Annotated in this window: 10 protein-coding genes; 4 read left to right on the forward strand and 6 right to left on the reverse strand. The window is 60.5% G+C overall.

Annotated elements, in window-relative coordinates:
• Nucleotides 1-33: 33 nt before the first annotated feature.
• Together IGW03_RS04150 and IGW03_RS04155 are read right to left on the reverse strand one after the other, a co-directional pair.
• Nucleotides 34-915 (reverse strand): pirin family protein, encoded by an 882-nt coding sequence (locus IGW03_RS04150; protein WP_194721270.1) that lies wholly within the window; start codon nt 913-915, stop codon nt 34-36.
• A gap of 105 nt (nt 916-1,020) precedes the next feature.
• Nucleotides 1,021-1,641: an FMN-dependent NADH-azoreductase gene (locus IGW03_RS04155; RefSeq protein WP_194721271.1), complete on the reverse strand. Its 621-nt coding sequence runs from the start codon at nt 1,639-1,641 to the stop codon at nt 1,021-1,023.
• Nucleotides 1,642-1,756: 115 nt separating this feature from the next.
• On the opposite strand from IGW03_RS04155, the gene IGW03_RS04160 reads away from it, so the two are divergent.
• A complete protein-coding gene (locus IGW03_RS04160; RefSeq protein WP_194721272.1) occupies nt 1,757-2,728 on the forward strand; it encodes a LysR family transcriptional regulator in 972 nt (323 codons plus the stop codon).
• Between the two features lie 20 nt (nt 2,729-2,748).
• Here the strand turns inward: IGW03_RS04160 and IGW03_RS04165 are convergent, their stop codons facing one another.
• Entirely contained in the window at nt 2,749-3,120 is a 372-nt protein-coding gene (locus IGW03_RS04165; RefSeq protein WP_194721273.1) for a response regulator, read from the reverse strand.
• A 617-nt stretch (nt 3,121-3,737) separates the two neighbouring features.
• On the opposite strand from IGW03_RS04165, the gene IGW03_RS04175 reads away from it, so the two are divergent.
• Both IGW03_RS04175 and IGW03_RS04180 read left to right on the forward strand, forming a co-directional pair.
• Complete coding sequence (locus IGW03_RS04175) at nt 3,738-5,573, forward strand: putative bifunctional diguanylate cyclase/phosphodiesterase (protein WP_323744923.1); 1,836 nt, start codon at nt 3,738-3,740, stop codon at nt 5,571-5,573.
• Nucleotides 5,574-5,639: 66 nt separating this feature from the next.
• The gene (locus tag IGW03_RS04180; RefSeq protein ID WP_194721275.1) at nt 5,640-11,909 is read left to right on the forward strand and encodes a HAMP domain-containing protein; all 6,270 of its coding nucleotides are present in this window, start codon (nt 5,640-5,642) and stop codon (nt 11,907-11,909) included.
• A gap of 81 nt (nt 11,910-11,990) precedes the next feature.
• Here IGW03_RS04180 and IGW03_RS38840 read toward each other — a convergent pair whose 3' ends face one another.
• Nucleotides 11,991-13,679, reverse strand: a complete 1,689-nt coding sequence (locus IGW03_RS38840) for a methyl-accepting chemotaxis protein (RefSeq protein WP_194721276.1) — start codon at nt 13,677-13,679, stop codon at nt 11,991-11,993.
• Between the two features lie 242 nt (nt 13,680-13,921).
• Nucleotides 13,922-15,115 (reverse strand): serine hydrolase domain-containing protein, encoded by a 1,194-nt coding sequence (locus IGW03_RS04190; RefSeq protein ID WP_194721277.1) that lies wholly within the window; start codon nt 15,113-15,115, stop codon nt 13,922-13,924.
• A 250-nt stretch (nt 15,116-15,365) separates the two neighbouring features.
• On the opposite strand from IGW03_RS04190, the gene IGW03_RS38655 reads away from it, so the two are divergent.
• Complete coding sequence (locus tag IGW03_RS38655; RefSeq protein ID WP_267253464.1) at nt 15,366-15,491, forward strand: hypothetical protein; 126 nt, start codon at nt 15,366-15,368, stop codon at nt 15,489-15,491.
• 125 nt (nt 15,492-15,616) lie between these two features.
• Here IGW03_RS38655 and IGW03_RS04195 read toward each other — a convergent pair whose 3' ends face one another.
• The gene (locus IGW03_RS04195; protein WP_194721278.1) at nt 15,617-16,552 is read right to left on the reverse strand and encodes a serine hydrolase; all 936 of its coding nucleotides are present in this window, start codon (nt 16,550-16,552) and stop codon (nt 15,617-15,619) included.
• Nucleotides 16,553-16,662: the final 110 nt, after the last annotated feature.

Consider the following 16,662-nt stretch of genomic DNA (forward strand, 5'->3'; position numbering starts at 1 on the left):
CTCCTGTCTGGTGATATCCCTTGCATTATCCACTCAAGCGGGCGCTTGCGTAAAATTACCCTGCTGGAAGTCCCTGATCGCCTGTTCGATCTCTTCTACCGTATTCATCACGAACGGCCCGTATTGCGTCACCGGCTCGCGCAGCGGCCGGCCGGCCAGCAGCAGGAATCGCGCTCCGCCCGCCTCGGCCGTCACCTCAACCAGTCCGCCCGGCGACAGGATGCCTGCGCTTTGCGGCTTGAGCTGCCGCTGCGCGCCGGCGGCGCCGATCTGCACGCCGCCCTCGTAGGTATAGAGGAAGACGTTATGGCCCTCGTCGACGGCATGCGTGAAGGTCGCCCCTTCCGGCAGGTGAACGTCGAAATACAGCGGTTCCGTCGACAGCCCCTGGATCGGACCGGCAACCGAGCGGCCTTCCTGCACCAGCGTACCGGCAATCACCTTGGCGCTGCCGCCATTGTCCAGCGCTGCCACCGGAATGTCGGTTGCGGGAATGTCCCGGTATCCGGCCGGTTTCATTTTCTCCTTCGCCGGCAGGTTGATCCAGAGCTGAAAGCCGCGCATGCGCCCTTCCTCCTGCTGCGGCATCTCGGAATGGATGATGCCGCGCCCGGCGGTCATCCACTGCACGCCGCCGCTCTTGAGTTCGCCGACGTTGCCGAGATGGTCCTCATGCCGCATGTGGCCGTCCAGCATGTAGGTGACGGTTTCGAAGCCGCGGTGCGGATGCGGGGGGAAGCCGGCGATATAGTCGCCCGGATTCTCGGATGAAAACTCGTCCAGCATCAGGAAGGGATCGAGACGGCTGCCCTGTCCCTGGCCCAGCGTGCGGCGCAGCTTGACGCCCGCGCCGTCGGAGGTGGGCATGCCTGCAATCACGCGCTGCAGCGAACGGGAAACGACGGTGGTATCCATGATGATGTCCTTCTTGTCAATTCAATAGATTTCGGCTTCTGTGATTCTGCACGGCTCGAAGTGATCCGGCGCTGCCCGGTGCGGGTATGCGCCGACCGCTTTCCATCATGCCGCGGCGCGCAGGGGCTCGACCAGCTGGCCGATGACGGCATCCGCATCGGTCAGCGCCTTCCGCTTGCTGTCCTCGCCCATCGACAGTCCTTCGGCGTAGATGAATTCGACGTCGGTAAGACCGATGAAGGCCAGGAAGTCGCGCACATAAACGCTTTGGCTGTCGCGCGGCGTGCCGGCGTACAGACCGCCGCGCGCGGCCATCACGTACACCTTCTTGTTCTGCAGCAGGCCTTCCGGGCCGTTTGCGGTATAACGGAAGGTGACGCCGGCACGCGCCACATGATCGAAGTATGCCTTCAGCGTCGAAGGAATGCCGAAGTTGTACATTGGCAGGCCCAGCACAACGACGTCCGCATTCCGCAATTCCTCGATCAGGGCGTCCGAGAATTCCACCACGGCGCGCTGCTCGGGTGTACGTGTTTCGGGGGCCGCCAGAAAGGCGCCGAAACGCCCGGCGTCCAGATGCGGTACCGGTTCGGCGGCCAGATCGCGGGTGATGACACGGCCTTGCGGATTGCTGTCTTTCCATGCGGCGGCGAACTTGTCGCTGAGCTGGCTGGACTGGCCGTTGCCGGCAAAGAGGCTGGAATTGATTTGCAGAAGCGTTGTCATGGTGGTTCTCCTAGTGATGTTCGGGTGAGTTCATTAAACTATTTATTCAGGCGATAAAAAAGTAGAATGATTAGCGCTTATCTATCTACTCATCTGATAAATAATTTCCCAACCCATGGATATCCAATACATCACCCTCGAACAATGGCGTACGCTCGTCACCGTGGTCGATACCGGCGGTTATGCCCAGGCGGCGGAAATACTGCATAAAAGCCAGTCCTCGGTGACCTATGCGGTGCAGAAGATCGAGTCGCTGCTCGGCGTGAAGGCCTTCGAGATCCAGGGGCGAAAGGCGGTCCTTACGCCTACCGGCCAGTTCCTTTACCGCCGCGCGCATGCGCTGCTGGAAGAAGCGGCTTCGCTGGAACGCGCCGCCAAGCGCCTGTCGGCAGGATGGGAAGCGGAGATCAGGATAGCGGCCGAAATCATTTTTCCCAGTTGGCTGCTGCTGGCCTGCTTCGACCAGCTCGGGGAGGAAAGCCCTCACACCCGCATCGAATACATGGAGTCGGTAATGGGAGGGACCATGGAGGCGCTGCTGACCGGACAGGTCGATCTGGCGATCGTCAATCAGGTGCCGCCCGGCTTTCTCGGCATGCCGCTGATGCAGCTGCGCTTCATCCCGGTGGCCAGTCCGGCGCACGCGCTGCATCAGTTGGGACGGGAACTGACATTGGACGATCTGCGCAGCCAGCGCCACCTGGTTGTCAGGGATTCGGGCAGCCGCAGGGATACGCGGGTCGCTTCACTGGAAGCGCCGCAGCGGTGGACCGTCAGCCATACCGCCACTTCGATCGAAGCAGTGCGGCTGGGCTTCGGCTTCGCATGGTTCCCCGAGGAGAAGATTCGCAATGAACTGCGCGACGGCAGCCTGAAACCGCTGCCCCTGCGCGACGGTGCGGAACGCTTCACGCACCTTTATCTCGTCCTGGCCGATCCGGACAGTGCCGGGCCAGGGACGCGGCGTCTGGCGGAAATCATCCGTCATGCGGTCGCGCATGAATGCCTGCGCTACAGCGACCAGCAAAAGGCCCCGCATCCGCAGCCAACGCAGCTTCCCGCAGCCGAAACCGACGTATCGGAATAAGACGCCGCCACGCGCACTATTTAGCGTCTGCGGTCAAGCACTGCGTTGATTTCCGCGACAAAGGATGCAAAGTCGATCGGCTTTTCGATATAGCCGTCGCAGCCTGCGGACAGCATGCGTTCGCGGTCTCCCTTCATGGCCGAAGCCGTCAGGGCCACAACGGGAATATCACGGGTGCTCTCGTCCGCTTTAAGGATTGCGGTCGCTTCCATGCCATCCATGTCGGGCAGCTGCATATCCATGAGGATCAGGTCGGGACGTTCCGCGTGGACTGCCGCAATGCCCTTGCGCGCATCCTCAGCCTGCAAAGACGTATGGCCGGCACTGCCGACCAGGAGTACCGCCAGTTTCATGTTGGCGGGCGAGTCTTCGATAATCAATATTTTTGCCATGGTACGTCTCGTTTGCAGATCGCATCGCTGCGGTGTCGGAAAGGCGCGCGTGTCAACCAGATCGGCACGTCTGACTGCATATTGCCGGAAAGCATTTTAACCGTTTCCCTTCAGCCATATCTGTCAGCTACCCGACGCACGCCAAAGAATTGCCGCAAAGCACAAATTTATCGACTAGCGCAAAAAAACGGACGGAATTTCTTGCGCAAAAGCATCATCGGTCAGCTGAAAATTCTTGATCATTCATTCACAACTCAACACCATTTATTTCTTGGTCGAAATGAAAATCAGCAATTTCGTTTCCTTTGGAAAATACTTTCTCTCATTTACCGATTTTCTATGGGAAATCGGGAACATTGCTTTCGCGATTGCTTCTAAACTGGCCTCGAAACACCAGTGCGAAAAATCTAGATGAAAACCATTTCTCGTTGGAAAAGACGCTTGCCGATATCCAACTAAATCACGCTCAGGGACATGTAACGCTTCGCAGCCGCATCGGCTATCCGTCAATGCATCCTGTTGGGAATATCGCCGGTCGTCCCCACCATTGACGACTGTATGAAAGACCTCTAACAAAGAGCCTGCCCAGTCCACGCAGCTCGACTACGAGAAAAAAAGTGCGCACACCAAAAATCCTGCTCGTCAACGACCACCCCGCCAGCCTGCTCGCGCTCAAGACCCTCCTGGTCAATTCGCCGCAAGGGCAAGACTATGAAGTCATCACTGCGACCTCCGGCGCCGAAGCGCTGCGTGCCGTGCTCGACCATGAATTCGCAGTCATTCTGCTCGACGTGAGCATGCCCGGCATGGACGGCTTCGAAACTGCAGAAACCATTCACTCGCATCCTCGTTCCGCGTCGGTGCCCATCATCTTCATCACGGCACATTATGCCGACGAGATGAACCGCCTCAAGGGCTATCAGCACGGTGCAGCGGACTATCTCATCAGCCCGGTCATCCCGCAGATTCTTCAAAGCAAGATCTCGGTGTTCATCGAACTGGCGAAAAAGAACCTCGAACTGGAAGCGCAGAAGGAATCACTGGCCATGATGAACCGCGACCTTCAGGTACAGCAGATGCAGGACCTCAAGCGCATCAATGCCGCTCTGGAGTCGGAAATCATCGAACGTCGCCAGGCGGAAGAACGCGCGCATGAACTGGCCACACGCGATCCTCTGACCGGACTGATGAACCGCCGTTCCCTCACCGATCGGCTGGAGCATGCCATCGCCGTGTCGGCACGCTACGGACAGCGGCTCGCCCTTTTGTTCCTCGACCTCGACAAGTTCAAGGGCATCAACGATGCCTTCGGACATGATGCCGGCGACGATCTCCTGCTGCAGGCGGCGGAACGCATCAGCGGCTGCGTGCGCGAATCGGATATCGTGGCCCGCCTGGGCGGCGACGAATTCGTGGTGCTGATGGAGGCCTTGCCTGCATATTCTTCCGCGGCAGAAGTCGGCCGCAAGATCGTCAGTGCAATCGACACGCCGTTTCACCTCGGCACGCAGACCGTCAAGACATCGGCCAGCGTCGGCATCGCCCTTTATCCGCAGGACGGCAACACCAGTCAGTCGCTGATGCGCAGCGCCGACCTCGCGATGTACCATGCCAAGCAGGAAAGCCGCGGCAGCATCCAATTCTTCCATGAAGAGCTCAACATGAAGATGCTGGAACGCGCACGCCTGGAACAGGAATTGCGGCATGCGCTCGAGAACGATGAATTCGAGCTTTACTACCAGCCGAAGATCGAAGCTCGCACGGGACGCATCGCTGGCGTGGAAGCCCTGCTGCGCTGGCATCATCCGCGCCTTGGCCTGCTGAGCGGGGGACAGTTCATAGGCGCCGCCGCCGATACCGGCCAGCTCGTTCCCATCGGCGAGTGGGTGATCGAAGCCGCCTGCGCACAGTCTAGGCGCTGGATCGATGCAGGCTTGTGCTTTCCCTCGATTCCCATCGCGGTCAATGTCGCGATTCCGCAGATCTACGCCGACCTGCCCGAGGTCATCGAGCGTCATCTGCGCAAGTACGACGTACCCTCCTCAAGCCTGCAACTGGAAATCACGGAATCGCTGGTGATACGCGACGTTGAAAAAGCGACTTCGGTGCTGCGTGAGATTAGCGAAAGCGGAATCACCATCGCCATTGATGACTTCGGCACCGGCTATTCCTCGCTGTCCGTGCTCAAGGCGCTGCCGATCGATATCCTCAAGATCGATCAGTCGTTCGTACGCGATCTCGGCAAGGACCTCGGCGACCATGCCATCGTCGAAGCCATCGTCAACATGGCGCGCGCGCTTGCATTGCGCGTGGTTGCCGAAGGCGTTGAAACCAAAGAACAGCTTTCCATCCTGCGCGAGCTCGGCTGCGACGAACATCAGGGCTATTACTACAGCCGCCCGCTTCCCGCCAGTGTCTTCGCCGAGCAGATGCTCCACACCAGCGCCGCCTGATTCACGACTTCACACCTGGCGTTTCAGGCGCGCCTGGCAGTTCCCTCTTACAGAATTAGCAGTCACATGGATATGAGAACAGAAACCCATGACGATCTCGACGTCAAGGTCCTGCTGACCACATTGAAGTCGCTGAAGAAAGGCGATTTCACCGCGCGCATGCCAACCGACTGGACCGGCCTTGCCGGCAAGGTGGCCGATACGCTCAACGACATCATCGAAACCAACCAGCAGATGGCCGAGGGCATCACCCATGCAAGCCGCGTGGTCGGCCGGGAAGGCCGATTGACGCACCGGGCTTCGCCGCTCAGCCTCAACGGCGGCTGGGCCACCATGGTCAATTCCATCAACGCGCTGATCGACGACCTCGTTCGTCCCACGACGGAGATGGCGCGCGTCATCGGCGCGGTCGCCAAGGGCGATCTTTCCCAGACCATGTCGCTCGACGTTGACGGCCGGCCGCTGAAAGGCCAGTTCCTGCTGGCGGCGACCACCGCAAACCGCATGGTCGACCAGCTAGGGTCCTTTGCGTCGGAAGTCACGCGTGTGGCCCGCGAAGTGGGCACGGAAGGCAAGCTGGGCGGTCAGGCGAATGTGCCCGGTGTTGCCGGGACATGGAAAGACTTGACCGATTCGGTCAACTCCATGGCGGGCAATCTCACCTCGCAAGTGCGCAACATCGCCGACGTCACCACGGCGGTGGCCAACGGCGACCTGTCGAAGAAAATTACCGTCGACGTGCGCGGCGAGATCCTGCAGCTCAAGGACACCATCAATACGATGGTGGATCAGCTGCGATCGTTTGCATCGGAAGTCACGCGGGTCGCTCGCGAAGTCGGCACCGAAGGCCGCCTCGGCGGCCAGGCCGATGTGCCAGGCGTGGGCGGCACATGGAAAGACTTGACGGACAACGTCAATTTCATGGCGTCCAACCTCACGGCTCAGGTGCGCAACATCGCCGAAGTCACCACCGCCGTCGCGAACGGCGATTTGTCGAAGAAAATCACGGTTGACGTCAAGGGCGAGATCCTCCAGCTCAAGGACACCATCAACGTGATGGTGGATCAGCTCGGCTCCTTTGCATCCGAAGTCACGCGCGTGGCGCGCGAGGTAGGCACCGAGGGCAAGCTCGGGGGACAGGCGCAGGTGAAAGGCGTGGCCGGCACCTGGAAGGATCTCACCGATTCGGTGAACTCCATGGCCGGCAACCTGACCGGCCAGGTGCGCAACATTGCCGACGTCACCACCGCGGTGGCCAACGGCGACTTGTCGAAGAAAATCACGGTTGACGTCAAGGGCGAAATCCTTGAGCTCAAGAACACCATCAACGTCATGGTGGATCAGCTCAACTCCTTCGCATCGGAAGTCACGCGGGTCGCGCGCGAAGTCGGTACCGATGGCCGTCTCGGCGGCCAGGCCAACGTGCCGGGCGTAGCCGGCACCTGGAAGGATCTCACCGATTCGGTAAACTCAATGGCCGGCAACCTGACCGGCCAAGTGCGCAACATCGCCGACGTCACCACCGCGGTCGCGAACGGCGACTTGTCGAAAAAGATCACCGTCGACGTCAAGGGCGAAATCCTTGAGCTCAAGAACACCATCAACACCATGGTCGACCAGCTCAGCTCTTTCGCATCGGAAGTCACGCGGGTCGCACGCGAAGTCGGTACGGAAGGCAAGCTGGGCGGTCAGGCTTATGTGCCCGGGGTCGGCGGCACATGGAAAGACCTCACCGACAACGTGAACTTCATGGCGTCGAATCTGACAGGTCAGGTGCGCAACATCGCGGAAGTCACAACGGCGGTAGCCCGAGGTGATCTGTCAAAGAAGATCACTGTGCATGTCCGCGGCGAAATTCTTGAACTCAAGGACACCATTAACGTGATGGTGGATCAGCTGTCCTCGTTTGCCTCCGAAGTTACGCGGGTGGCGCGAGAAGTCGGCACGGAGGGCAAGCTCGGCGGCCAGGCCAATGTGCCGGGTGTCGCAGGCACATGGAAAGACCTGACCGACTCCGTGAATTCGATGGCAGGCAACTTGACCGACCAGGTGCGTAACATTGCCGAGGTAACGACGGCGGTGGCCAACGGCGACCTGTCGAAAAAGATTACGGTCGATGTGCGCGGCGAGATTTACGAATTGAAGAACACCATCAACGTGATGGTGGACCAGTTGAACTCCTTCGCATCCGAGGTGACGCGGGTAGCGCGCGAAGTCGGCACCGAGGGGAAACTTGGCGGGCAGGCCCAGGTGAAGGGCGTTGGCGGCACATGGAAGGACTTGACCGACAACGTGAATTTCATGGCGTCGAATCTGACCGGCCAGGTCCGAAACATCGCCGACGTCACCACGGCGGTCGCACGTGGTGACCTGTCGAAGAAAATCACCGTCGACGTCAAGGGTGAGATTCTTGAACTCAAGAACACCATCAACGTCATGGTGGACCAGCTCTCATCGTTCGCTTCGGAAGTGACCCGCGTGGCGCGCGAGGTCGGCACGGAGGGCAAGCTTGGCGGACAAGCCAATGTTTCCGGCGTGGCCGGCACGTGGAAGGATCTCACCGATTCAGTGAACTCCATGGCCGGCAACCTGACTGGCCAGGTGCGCAACATTGCCGACGTCACCACGGCGGTGGCCAACGGCGACCTGTCGAAGAAAATTACCGTCGACGTCAAGGGTGAAATCCTTGAGCTCAAGAACACCATCAACGTGATGGTGGATCAGCTGCGGTCCTTTGCCTCCGAGGTAACACGCGTGGCGCGTGAAGTCGGCACCGAAGGACGCCTCGGCGGACAAGCGAACGTGCCCGGAGCATCCGGCACCTGGCGTGACCTGACCGACAACGTCAACTTCATGGCGTCCAATCTCACCGCACAGGTGCGAAACATCGCTGCGGTGACCACTGCCGTTGCGCGCGGCGACTTGTCGAAGAAGATCACCGTCGACGTCAAGGGCGAGATTCTCGAACTGAAGGACACCATCAACGTGATGGTGGGCCAGCTGTCCTCGTTCGCCTCCGAGGTAACACGGGTGGCGCGCGAGGTCGGCACCGAAGGCAAACTGGGCGGACAGGCGAATGTGCCGGGCGCCGCAGGCACGTGGAAGGATCTCACCGACAACGTGAATTTCATGGCTGCAAACCTCACCGCGCAGGTGCGCGGCATCGCCGGCGTGGTCAGCGCGGTGGCGAAAGGCGACCTGAAGAAAAAGCTGACCGTTGCCGCACGCGGCGAAATGGCGACGCTGGCCAACACCATCAACGAGATGACCGACACGCTTGCCGTATTCGCCGATCAGGCCACCACCGTGGCGCGCGAAGTGGGCGTGGAAGGCAAGCTCGGCGGCCAGGCAAGCGTGCCCGGCGCATCGGGCACCTGGAAAGACCTGACCGAAAACGTCAATCAGCTTGCAGCCAACCTGACCAACCAGGTGCGGGCGATCGCGGAAGTGGCGACCGCCGTGACGCGCGGCGACCTGTCTCGTTCGATCCAGGTGGAAGCGCGCGGCGAGGTGTCCTATCTGAAGGACAACATCAACGAGATGATCCGCAACCTGAAGGAGACCACGCAGAAAAACGCGCAGCAGGACTGGCTGAAAACCAACCTCGCGCGCTTTACGCGCCTGCTGCAGGGCCAGCGCGACCTCGAAACCGTGTCGGCACTGATTCTTTCCGAACTCGCGCCGCTGGTCTTTGCCCATCAAGGCATGTTCTACATGATGGATTCGGCGCAGGAAGACGCGCACCTGCATCTGATCGCCGGCTATGGCGTGCGGGCCAACGGCGGGCTTCTTCGCTCGCTGCGTCCGGGTGAGGGCCTCGTCGGGCAATGCGTGGTGGAAAAGCAGCGTATCTGGCTGACCAATGTGCCGCGCGATTACGTGACCATCTCTTCCGGCCTGGGTGCCGCGCCGCCGACCAACATCGTCGTGCTGCCCATCCTGTTCGAGCAGAAGGTCAAGGCAGTGATCGAACTTGCATCGCTGGAGCGCTTCACGGAAACCCACGTCAGCTTCCTCGACCAGCTGATGGAAACCATCGGCGTGGTGATCAACACCATCGAAACCAACAGCAGCACCGAAAGCCTGCTGATCCAGTCCCAGTCGCTGGCGCAGGAACTGCAGCAGACCAACCTGGAGCTTGCTGAAAAGGCGCGCCTGCTGTCCGAGCAGAACATTGAAGTGGAACGCAAGAACTTCGAAGTCGGCCAGGCCAAGCTGGCGCTGGAAGAAAAGGCGACGCAGCTCGCCCTATCTTCCAAGTACAAGTCCGAGTTCCTTGCCAACATGTCGCATGAACTGCGTACGCCGCTCAACAGCCTGCTCATTCTTGCCCAGCAGCTGTCCGACAATCCGGATCACAACCTGACCGAGCTGCAAGTCGAGTATGCGAAAACCATCTATGGCTCCGGCAGCGACCTGCTGACGCTGATCAACGATATTCTGGACCTGTCGAAGATCGAATCCGGCACCGTGACGCTGGAGCTGAGCGAATACCGCTTCGAGACCCTGCGCAATTACGTCGAACGCACCTTCATTCACATGGCAGAGGCGCGAAAGCTGCAATTCTCCGTCGAGCTGGCGGAAAGGCTGCCGCTCTCCCTGCGCACCGACACCACGCGCCTGCAGCAGATTCTCAAGAACCTGCTGTCGAACGCCTTCAAGTTCACCGCGCACGGCCGGGTTTCGCTCCGGATCGGCCTGGCCCAGGGCGGCTGGACGGCCGACCATCCGCATCTGTCGCAGGCCGCTGCGGTTGTCGCCTTTGCCGTTACCGATACCGGCGTCGGCATCCCTGCGGACAAGCTGCAGCTGATCTTCGAAGCCTTCCAGCAGGCCGACGGAAGCACCGCCCGCAAATACGGCGGCACCGGACTCGGGTTGTCGATCAGCCGCGAACTTGCGCGCCTGCTCAACGGTGAAATCCGTGTCGAAAGCGAACTGGGTACCGGAAGCACGTTCACGCTGTATCTGCCCTACCAGAGCGACACCATGACCAGCCTTGACGATCTGCAGGCAATGGCCAGCGCGGGACCGGCAGTCGAAACGCGCCAAGACAAACTTCTGCCGCTCCCGGCCGCTGCGCGGCCTGTCGCTGTCAGCGACGATGAAGAGCCGGAAGCCGAAGACGTGCATCTTGATGATCGTGCCATGGTCAATCCGGGAGATCCTGCGGTGCTGATCGTTGAAGACGATGAAGAAGTGGCGCGCACCCTGCTCGAACATGCACGGGAACGCAATTTCAAGGGCATCGTCGCCCGCCAGGCAGATGCCGCGCTGCCGCTGACCCGAGATTACCTGCCAACCGCCATCCTGCTCGACCTGGACCAGACCGATGCGGACGGCTTCACCGTGCTGAACCGTCTCAAGCGCGATCCCGGCACCCGCCATGTGCCGGTCCATGTGCTGTCGGCGCAGCAGGAACGCGAACGCGCGCTGCGTGACGGTGCCTTTTCCTTCATGGAGAAGCCGCTCAGCATGGAGCGGCTGCAGGAGGAGCTGACCCGCATCCAGCAATACGTCACCAGCGGCAAGCGCCACCTTCTGATCATCGAGGATGACGAAGTACAACGCAATGCCATCGTCGACCTGATCGCCGGAAACGACATCGATATCGTTTCCGTCGACACCGGAATGGAAGCCTTGCGCCAGATGCGCCGTACCGCGTTCGACTGCGTGGTGCTGGATCTGAAGCTGCCTGATGTCGACGGCTTCAACCTGCTCGACCAGATCAGCCAGGACGAGGCGCTGCGCAACATACCTGTCGTGGTCTACACCGCTGCCGAGCTTTCGCAGGGCGAGGTTGCGCGCCTGCAGATGCTAGCCAGCACGGTCGTGCTCAAGGATGCTCGCTCGCCCGAGCGTCTCGTTGCGGAAACCGCACTGTTCCTGCATCGGCCGCATGCCAGCCTGCCTGAACGCCAGCGCAAGATGCTGGAAGAGGCGCATGAATCCAGCACCAATCTCGCCGGGCGCAAGGTGCTGATCGTGGACGACGACCTGCGCAACATCTTCGCGTTGAGCTCGGTACTGGAGCGGCAGCACATGAAAGTGATCTATGCGGAGAACGGCCGGGATGGCATCGAAGTGCTGCAGTCGGACCCCTCGGTCGAGATCGTGCTGATGGACATCATGATGCCGGAGATGGACGGCTACGACACGATGCGGGCGATACGCCGCATTCCCCGCTTCAAGTCGCTGCCCATCATCACGCTGACGGCGAAAGCCATGAAAGGCGACCGCGACAAGTGCATCGCGGCCGGCGCGTCCGATTACATCACCAAGCCCGTCGATGCGGCGCATCTGCTTTCCCTGATGCGCGTGTGGCTGCAGCGGTAATATCTGTCTCGTCGACTCGAAAAAAATGCCCGCTCATCGCGGGCATTTTCCATTCGGAATGCCAAAGTGTTGCAGCTCGGTTCAACCTGGCAGCGACAGCGGCGCCTTTCTTGAACCGACTGCTTTCCTGACCTGACCAGGTAGAGCCGCACGTGCCGGTGCTTCGTTTGCGGAGGCGGCGGCACTGCCAGCATCCAAAGCGTACGCCTGCGAGACCCCCGATGCATCGCTCAGATCGAAAGCCGCCACCGTCTGCCCCAGGCCGGCGGCACGCTGCTGCATGGACGACGCGGCGGCCGACGCTTCTTCCACCAGTGCGGCGTTGTGCTGGGTCATTTCATCCATGCTGGCGATGGCGCGGTTGACTTCCTCGATGCCCTCGCTCTGCTCGCGGCTGGCGGCAGTGATTTCACTCATGATGTCGGCCACATGCTTGACCGCGGCGACGATCTCGGTCATCTGGCGCCCGGCATCGCTGACCAGCGCGTTGCCGTCCTCGACCTTCTTCACCGAGTCGCTGATCAGATCCTTGATTTCCTTGGCTGCCTGCGCCGAGCGCTGCGCAAGCGTGCGGACTTCTGAAGCCACCACCGCGAAACCCCTTCCCTGCTCTCCGGCGCGCGCCGCCTCCACCGCCGCATTGAGCGCGAGAATGTTGGTCTGGAAGGCGATGCTGTCGATCACGCCGATGATATCGACGATCTTGCGCGAGCTTTCCTTGATCGATCCCATGGTCTCGACCACCTGGCTCACCACCTCGCCGCCCTTCACTGCCGACTCCGATGCGGAATGTACCAGCTGATTGGCCTGCTGCGCATTCTCCGCATTGTGCTTGACAGTGGAAGTCAGCTCTTCCATCGAGGAAGCGGTTTCTTCCAGGGCGCTGGCTTGCGATTCGGTACGGGTAGAAAGATCGGCATTGCCGGTGGCAATCTCGTTGGAAGCGGAGCCGATCGCTTCGGTGCTGGCACGCACCTGGCTGACGATGCGCGACAGGCTCTCGTCCATTTCCTTCAGCGACTGCAGCAGTTCGCTGGTTTCATCCTTGCCCGATACCTGGATTTTTGCACCCAGCCTGCCGCTGGCGACGCGCTGCGCGACATCCACCGCATCGCGCAGCGGACGGGTGATGCTGCGCGTGGTGAAGATGGAGAGGATTGCGCCGATGATGACGGTGAACAGCGCCGCCAGTCCGAGTATGGTCGTCATGCGGGTGCCCGAGGCTTCGCTTTCCGTGATCAGCCGGTCCACCGCCTTCTGCTGGATGGCTACCAGCTTGTCGATCTCGGCGATGGCTTTCTGGTTCAGAGGGTCGATGCCGGTCGAAATCAGCTTGCCGGCGGCCTCGTTCGCATATTCCTTGACCTTCTGGATCGCTTCCTGGAACGGCGCCTCGGTCTGCTTGTCGATAGCGACGATGCTGTCGACCAGCACCTTTTCCTCGGCACTCAGCCCGAGCGCCACCAGCTTGCCCTGCGCATCATGGAAACGCTTGCGCTGTGCCTGCGCCTTGGCGGCTTCGCGTTCGATATCGGGAGTCGTGTACTGCAGGCCGACGTTGCGGGAAGCAATGCCGCCTTCGAGAATCGCGCCGCGCATCGCATTGGCCAGTACGGCCTTGGCATTGGCGCGCTTCATGCCTTCGTTCTGGGTGTGCCTCACATTCGCGCTGATGACGATGTCGACGGCGAGTACGCAAACCAGCAGGGCGAGAATGATCCCGAACCCCATGCCGAGCCGCGTACCGATTTTTACGGTACGGATATTCATGCTTGTGTCTCCAGTTCCAAGCACCCGAAGCCACGACGCGCATGCCGGACTGATTATCCGATCTTGAGTAGGAAAATGTTGCGGCCGTCTGCTCCGGGCAACGTCAATACGCCCCTAGCCGGCACAGTGTAACGGATCGCAACATCATTTGCCATGGGGCAATAGAGTTTTGTTCCAAATCTACAGGTCAAGGCGTAGTCCGCTACGCGCGGACCATGGCCACAACAATGTTGGTGCATGCACTATTGAAGCGCGGCATAGACCAGATTGCGGAATAACTGGCGATAGTGATTGCGTTGTTCGGGTGCCTGCATCAGGAAAATGGCCAGCAGATCCTCCTGAGGATCGATCCAGAAATAGGTGCCGGCGAGACCGCTCCAGGTATAGTCTCCGACCGAACCCGGGATGAAAGACGCGCCGGGCTCGGTGCGCACCGCAAATCCGAGGCCGAAGCCGTATCCCGGTCCCGGCAGGTAACCCTGGCCTGAGCGTGCCTGCGCCATGCCCGCGAGGTGATCGCTCGTCATCAGTTGCAGCGTTTTGCGTGCCAGCAGCCGGTTGCCCCCGAGCTCGCCGCCATTGGCCAGCATCTGCGCGAACTGCAAGTAATCTTGCATGGTTGACATCAGGCCGCCGCCGCCGCCGAGGAAATTGGGACGGCGCCGCGGCTGGTTCATGCGAACCGTCGCGCCGGTGACGGGATCGACGTCGAAACCTTCGGCGATCCGGTGATGGTGTTCTTCCTCCACCCAGAAGCCGGTATCGCGCATGCCAAGCGGCTTGAATATCCGTTGGGCGAAGAATTCATCCAAAGGCAGGCCGGACACGCGCTCCAGCAGCACGCCGAGGACGTCGGTGGAATGACTGTATTCCCAGACTGTACCGGGCTGATACATCAGCGGCACCTGCCCCATCGCCCGGACGAAGTCGTCGCTGCTCATGCGGGGATGGGCGATGCCGGCATTGCGGTATTCCGCTTTCACCAGCGAGTCGCCGAAGATGCCGTACGTGAAGCCGGAAGTATGACGCAGCAGATCCTGAACCGTGATCGGCTGCAGGGCCGGCTCCAGATCCAGCACCGGCGCGCCGTTCGCGACGCGCTCCACACCCACCTTGAGGTTGCCCAGTTCGGGCAGGAATTTGGAAACGGGATCGCTCAGCAGCAGACGCCCCTGCTCGACCAGCATCATCACGCCGACCGACACGATAGGCTTGGTCATCGAATAGATGCGGAAAATCGTGTCCCGGGACATGGGCGCGCGCGTGTTCGGGTCCTGCAGACCCAGCGCGGCTTCATGGACGGTCTTGCCGCCGTGCGCGATCAGCATCGACGCGCCGGGAATCATTCCCTTGTCGATATCCGCCTGGATGCACTGGGTCAGCGTCTCGAGGCCGCGTTCCGAAAATCCGCCTTGTCCCTGGATGCGTTGATTCATCGTGTCGTCTTCCTTTATCTGCTCAACATGAGTTGGTTTGCGTGGCCTTCATTGTCCACGTTGCCGGTTCGGGTACCGCGAAAAGCCAGCCCGCAAAAAGCGAACGCTCGTGTTTATTCTAAGTGAATGCCTTGAATGCTGCCTGCTCCGCTTTTAGGGCGCCGACGGCACCGGAACCGCATTGATGAGGCAGCTCACTCATGGACATGTGCCGCCGCTTCCGGCCTGCCCTTCCACGAACGGAGAATCCATGAGCCTGATACATCGCATCCGCCTTTATCTACTGCATCGCCGCGCCGATGCCCTGCTGCTGCGCATCCGAAAACAGCGTACCGCAGCAGGCATGCCGCAGGGCGAAGCGCAAACTTCCACTTAGCGAAGCGCGAAGCCGGCATTCATCCCGCGAATGAATAGATCCGGCCGGCGATCGCCCGGCAAAAAAAATGGACCGCGAAGGTCCATTTTTCAGTTGACCGCCAAACATCGGGACGGCCGGGCCGCTTACATCGAACTGCGCTTCCGGCTGCTCGATTTCGCAGCCTTGGAAGCGCCGCCGCTCTTGGCCTTGACCAGCATGATGCCGCTCTGGCTATGGCGCGGCCTGGCGCGTGCGGTGCTGCGGGGAGCGGGTGCCTGGGCCATCAGCATCGGTTCGCCGGTCAGCAGGCGCTGCACGTTCTCCGCATCGAGCATGCGCGCCGTGCTTTCCTTGGCATTGAGCAGCACCATGATGACGCGCTTGCCGGCCGCCTGGAAACGCATCACCAGGCAGCGTCCGGCTTCGCGGGTAAAGCCGGTCTTGGAGAGCATGATGTCCCAGCCGTCTTTCCCGACCAGGCGATTGGTATTGCGGAACTGCGCCATGCGGCCGTTCATGTCGACCACATCGCCGGTTTCGGTCGTGATCTGGGAAATTTCCGGATAGGTGGAAGCGGCGGCCACCATTTTCACCAGGTCGGCCGCGGTGGAACGGTTGTGCGGCGACAGGCCGGTAGGTTCTTCAATGACGGTATTGGACATGCCGAGCGAGACCAGCTTCTCCCGCACCGCCTGCTGGAAACCGGCGTGGCTGCCCGGGTAGGTACGGCCGAGGGCCGCAGCTGCGCGGTTGTCGGAGGACATCAGCGCCAATTCGAGCAAGGCGTTGCGGCTGAGCACGGAACCGACCGGCACACGCGAGGAACTGTGCTTGAGGGTATCGACATCGCTTTCGTCGATCATGATGGGCTCGTTCATGTCGAGGTGGGCGTCGAGCACCACCATGGCGGTCATGAGTTTTGTCACCGACGCGATCGGCACCACATCATGAGCATTTTTTTCAAGCAGTACCGTGCCGGAGTTTTCTTCGAATACCAGCGCATGCTGGGAACTCAACGGAACGGCAAATGCGGACGCTGCCGTGCTCAGGAGCAGCGCCATCAGGGTTTTCTTGAACATGGGAAGCCAAAAATGAAAGTTGTCCGGCGGCATCAATCATAACGTGTTAATGCAGCGCAAAGCTTTCCTTTCGGCATTGATTTAAACAAATTTTTTCAATTGTTGTGAAC

Source organism: Noviherbaspirillum malthae (genome assembly GCF_015352985.1).
GTDB lineage: Bacteria > Pseudomonadota > Gammaproteobacteria > Burkholderiales > Burkholderiaceae_D > Noviherbaspirillum > Noviherbaspirillum malthae.

What these genes read in the sequence shown, in the direction of transcription:
- IGW03_RS04180 (WP_194721275.1), top strand. Translation starts at nt 5,640, where the DNA reads ATGGATATGAGAACAGAAACCCATGACGATCTCGACGTCAAGGTCCTG.
- IGW03_RS04165 (WP_194721273.1), bottom strand. Translation starts at nt 3,120, where the DNA reads ATGGCAAAAATATTGATTATCGAAGACTCGCCCGCCAACATGAAACTG.
- IGW03_RS04190 (WP_194721277.1), bottom strand. Translation starts at nt 15,115, where the DNA reads ATGAATCAACGCATCCAGGGACAAGGCGGATTTTCGGAACGCGGCCTC.
- IGW03_RS04160 (WP_194721272.1), top strand. Translation starts at nt 1,757, where the DNA reads ATGGATATCCAATACATCACCCTCGAACAATGGCGTACGCTCGTCACC.
- IGW03_RS38840 (WP_194721276.1), bottom strand. Translation starts at nt 13,679, where the DNA reads ATGAATATCCGTACCGTAAAAATCGGTACGCGGCTCGGCATGGGGTTC.
- IGW03_RS04195 (WP_194721278.1), bottom strand. Translation starts at nt 16,552, where the DNA reads ATGTTCAAGAAAACCCTGATGGCGCTGCTCCTGAGCACGGCAGCGTCC.
- IGW03_RS38655 (WP_267253464.1), top strand. Translation starts at nt 15,366, where the DNA reads ATGAGCCTGATACATCGCATCCGCCTTTATCTACTGCATCGCCGCGCC.
- IGW03_RS04155 (WP_194721271.1), bottom strand. Translation starts at nt 1,641, where the DNA reads ATGACAACGCTTCTGCAAATCAATTCCAGCCTCTTTGCCGGCAACGGC.
- IGW03_RS04150 (WP_194721270.1), bottom strand. Translation starts at nt 915, where the DNA reads ATGGATACCACCGTCGTTTCCCGTTCGCTGCAGCGCGTGATTGCAGGC.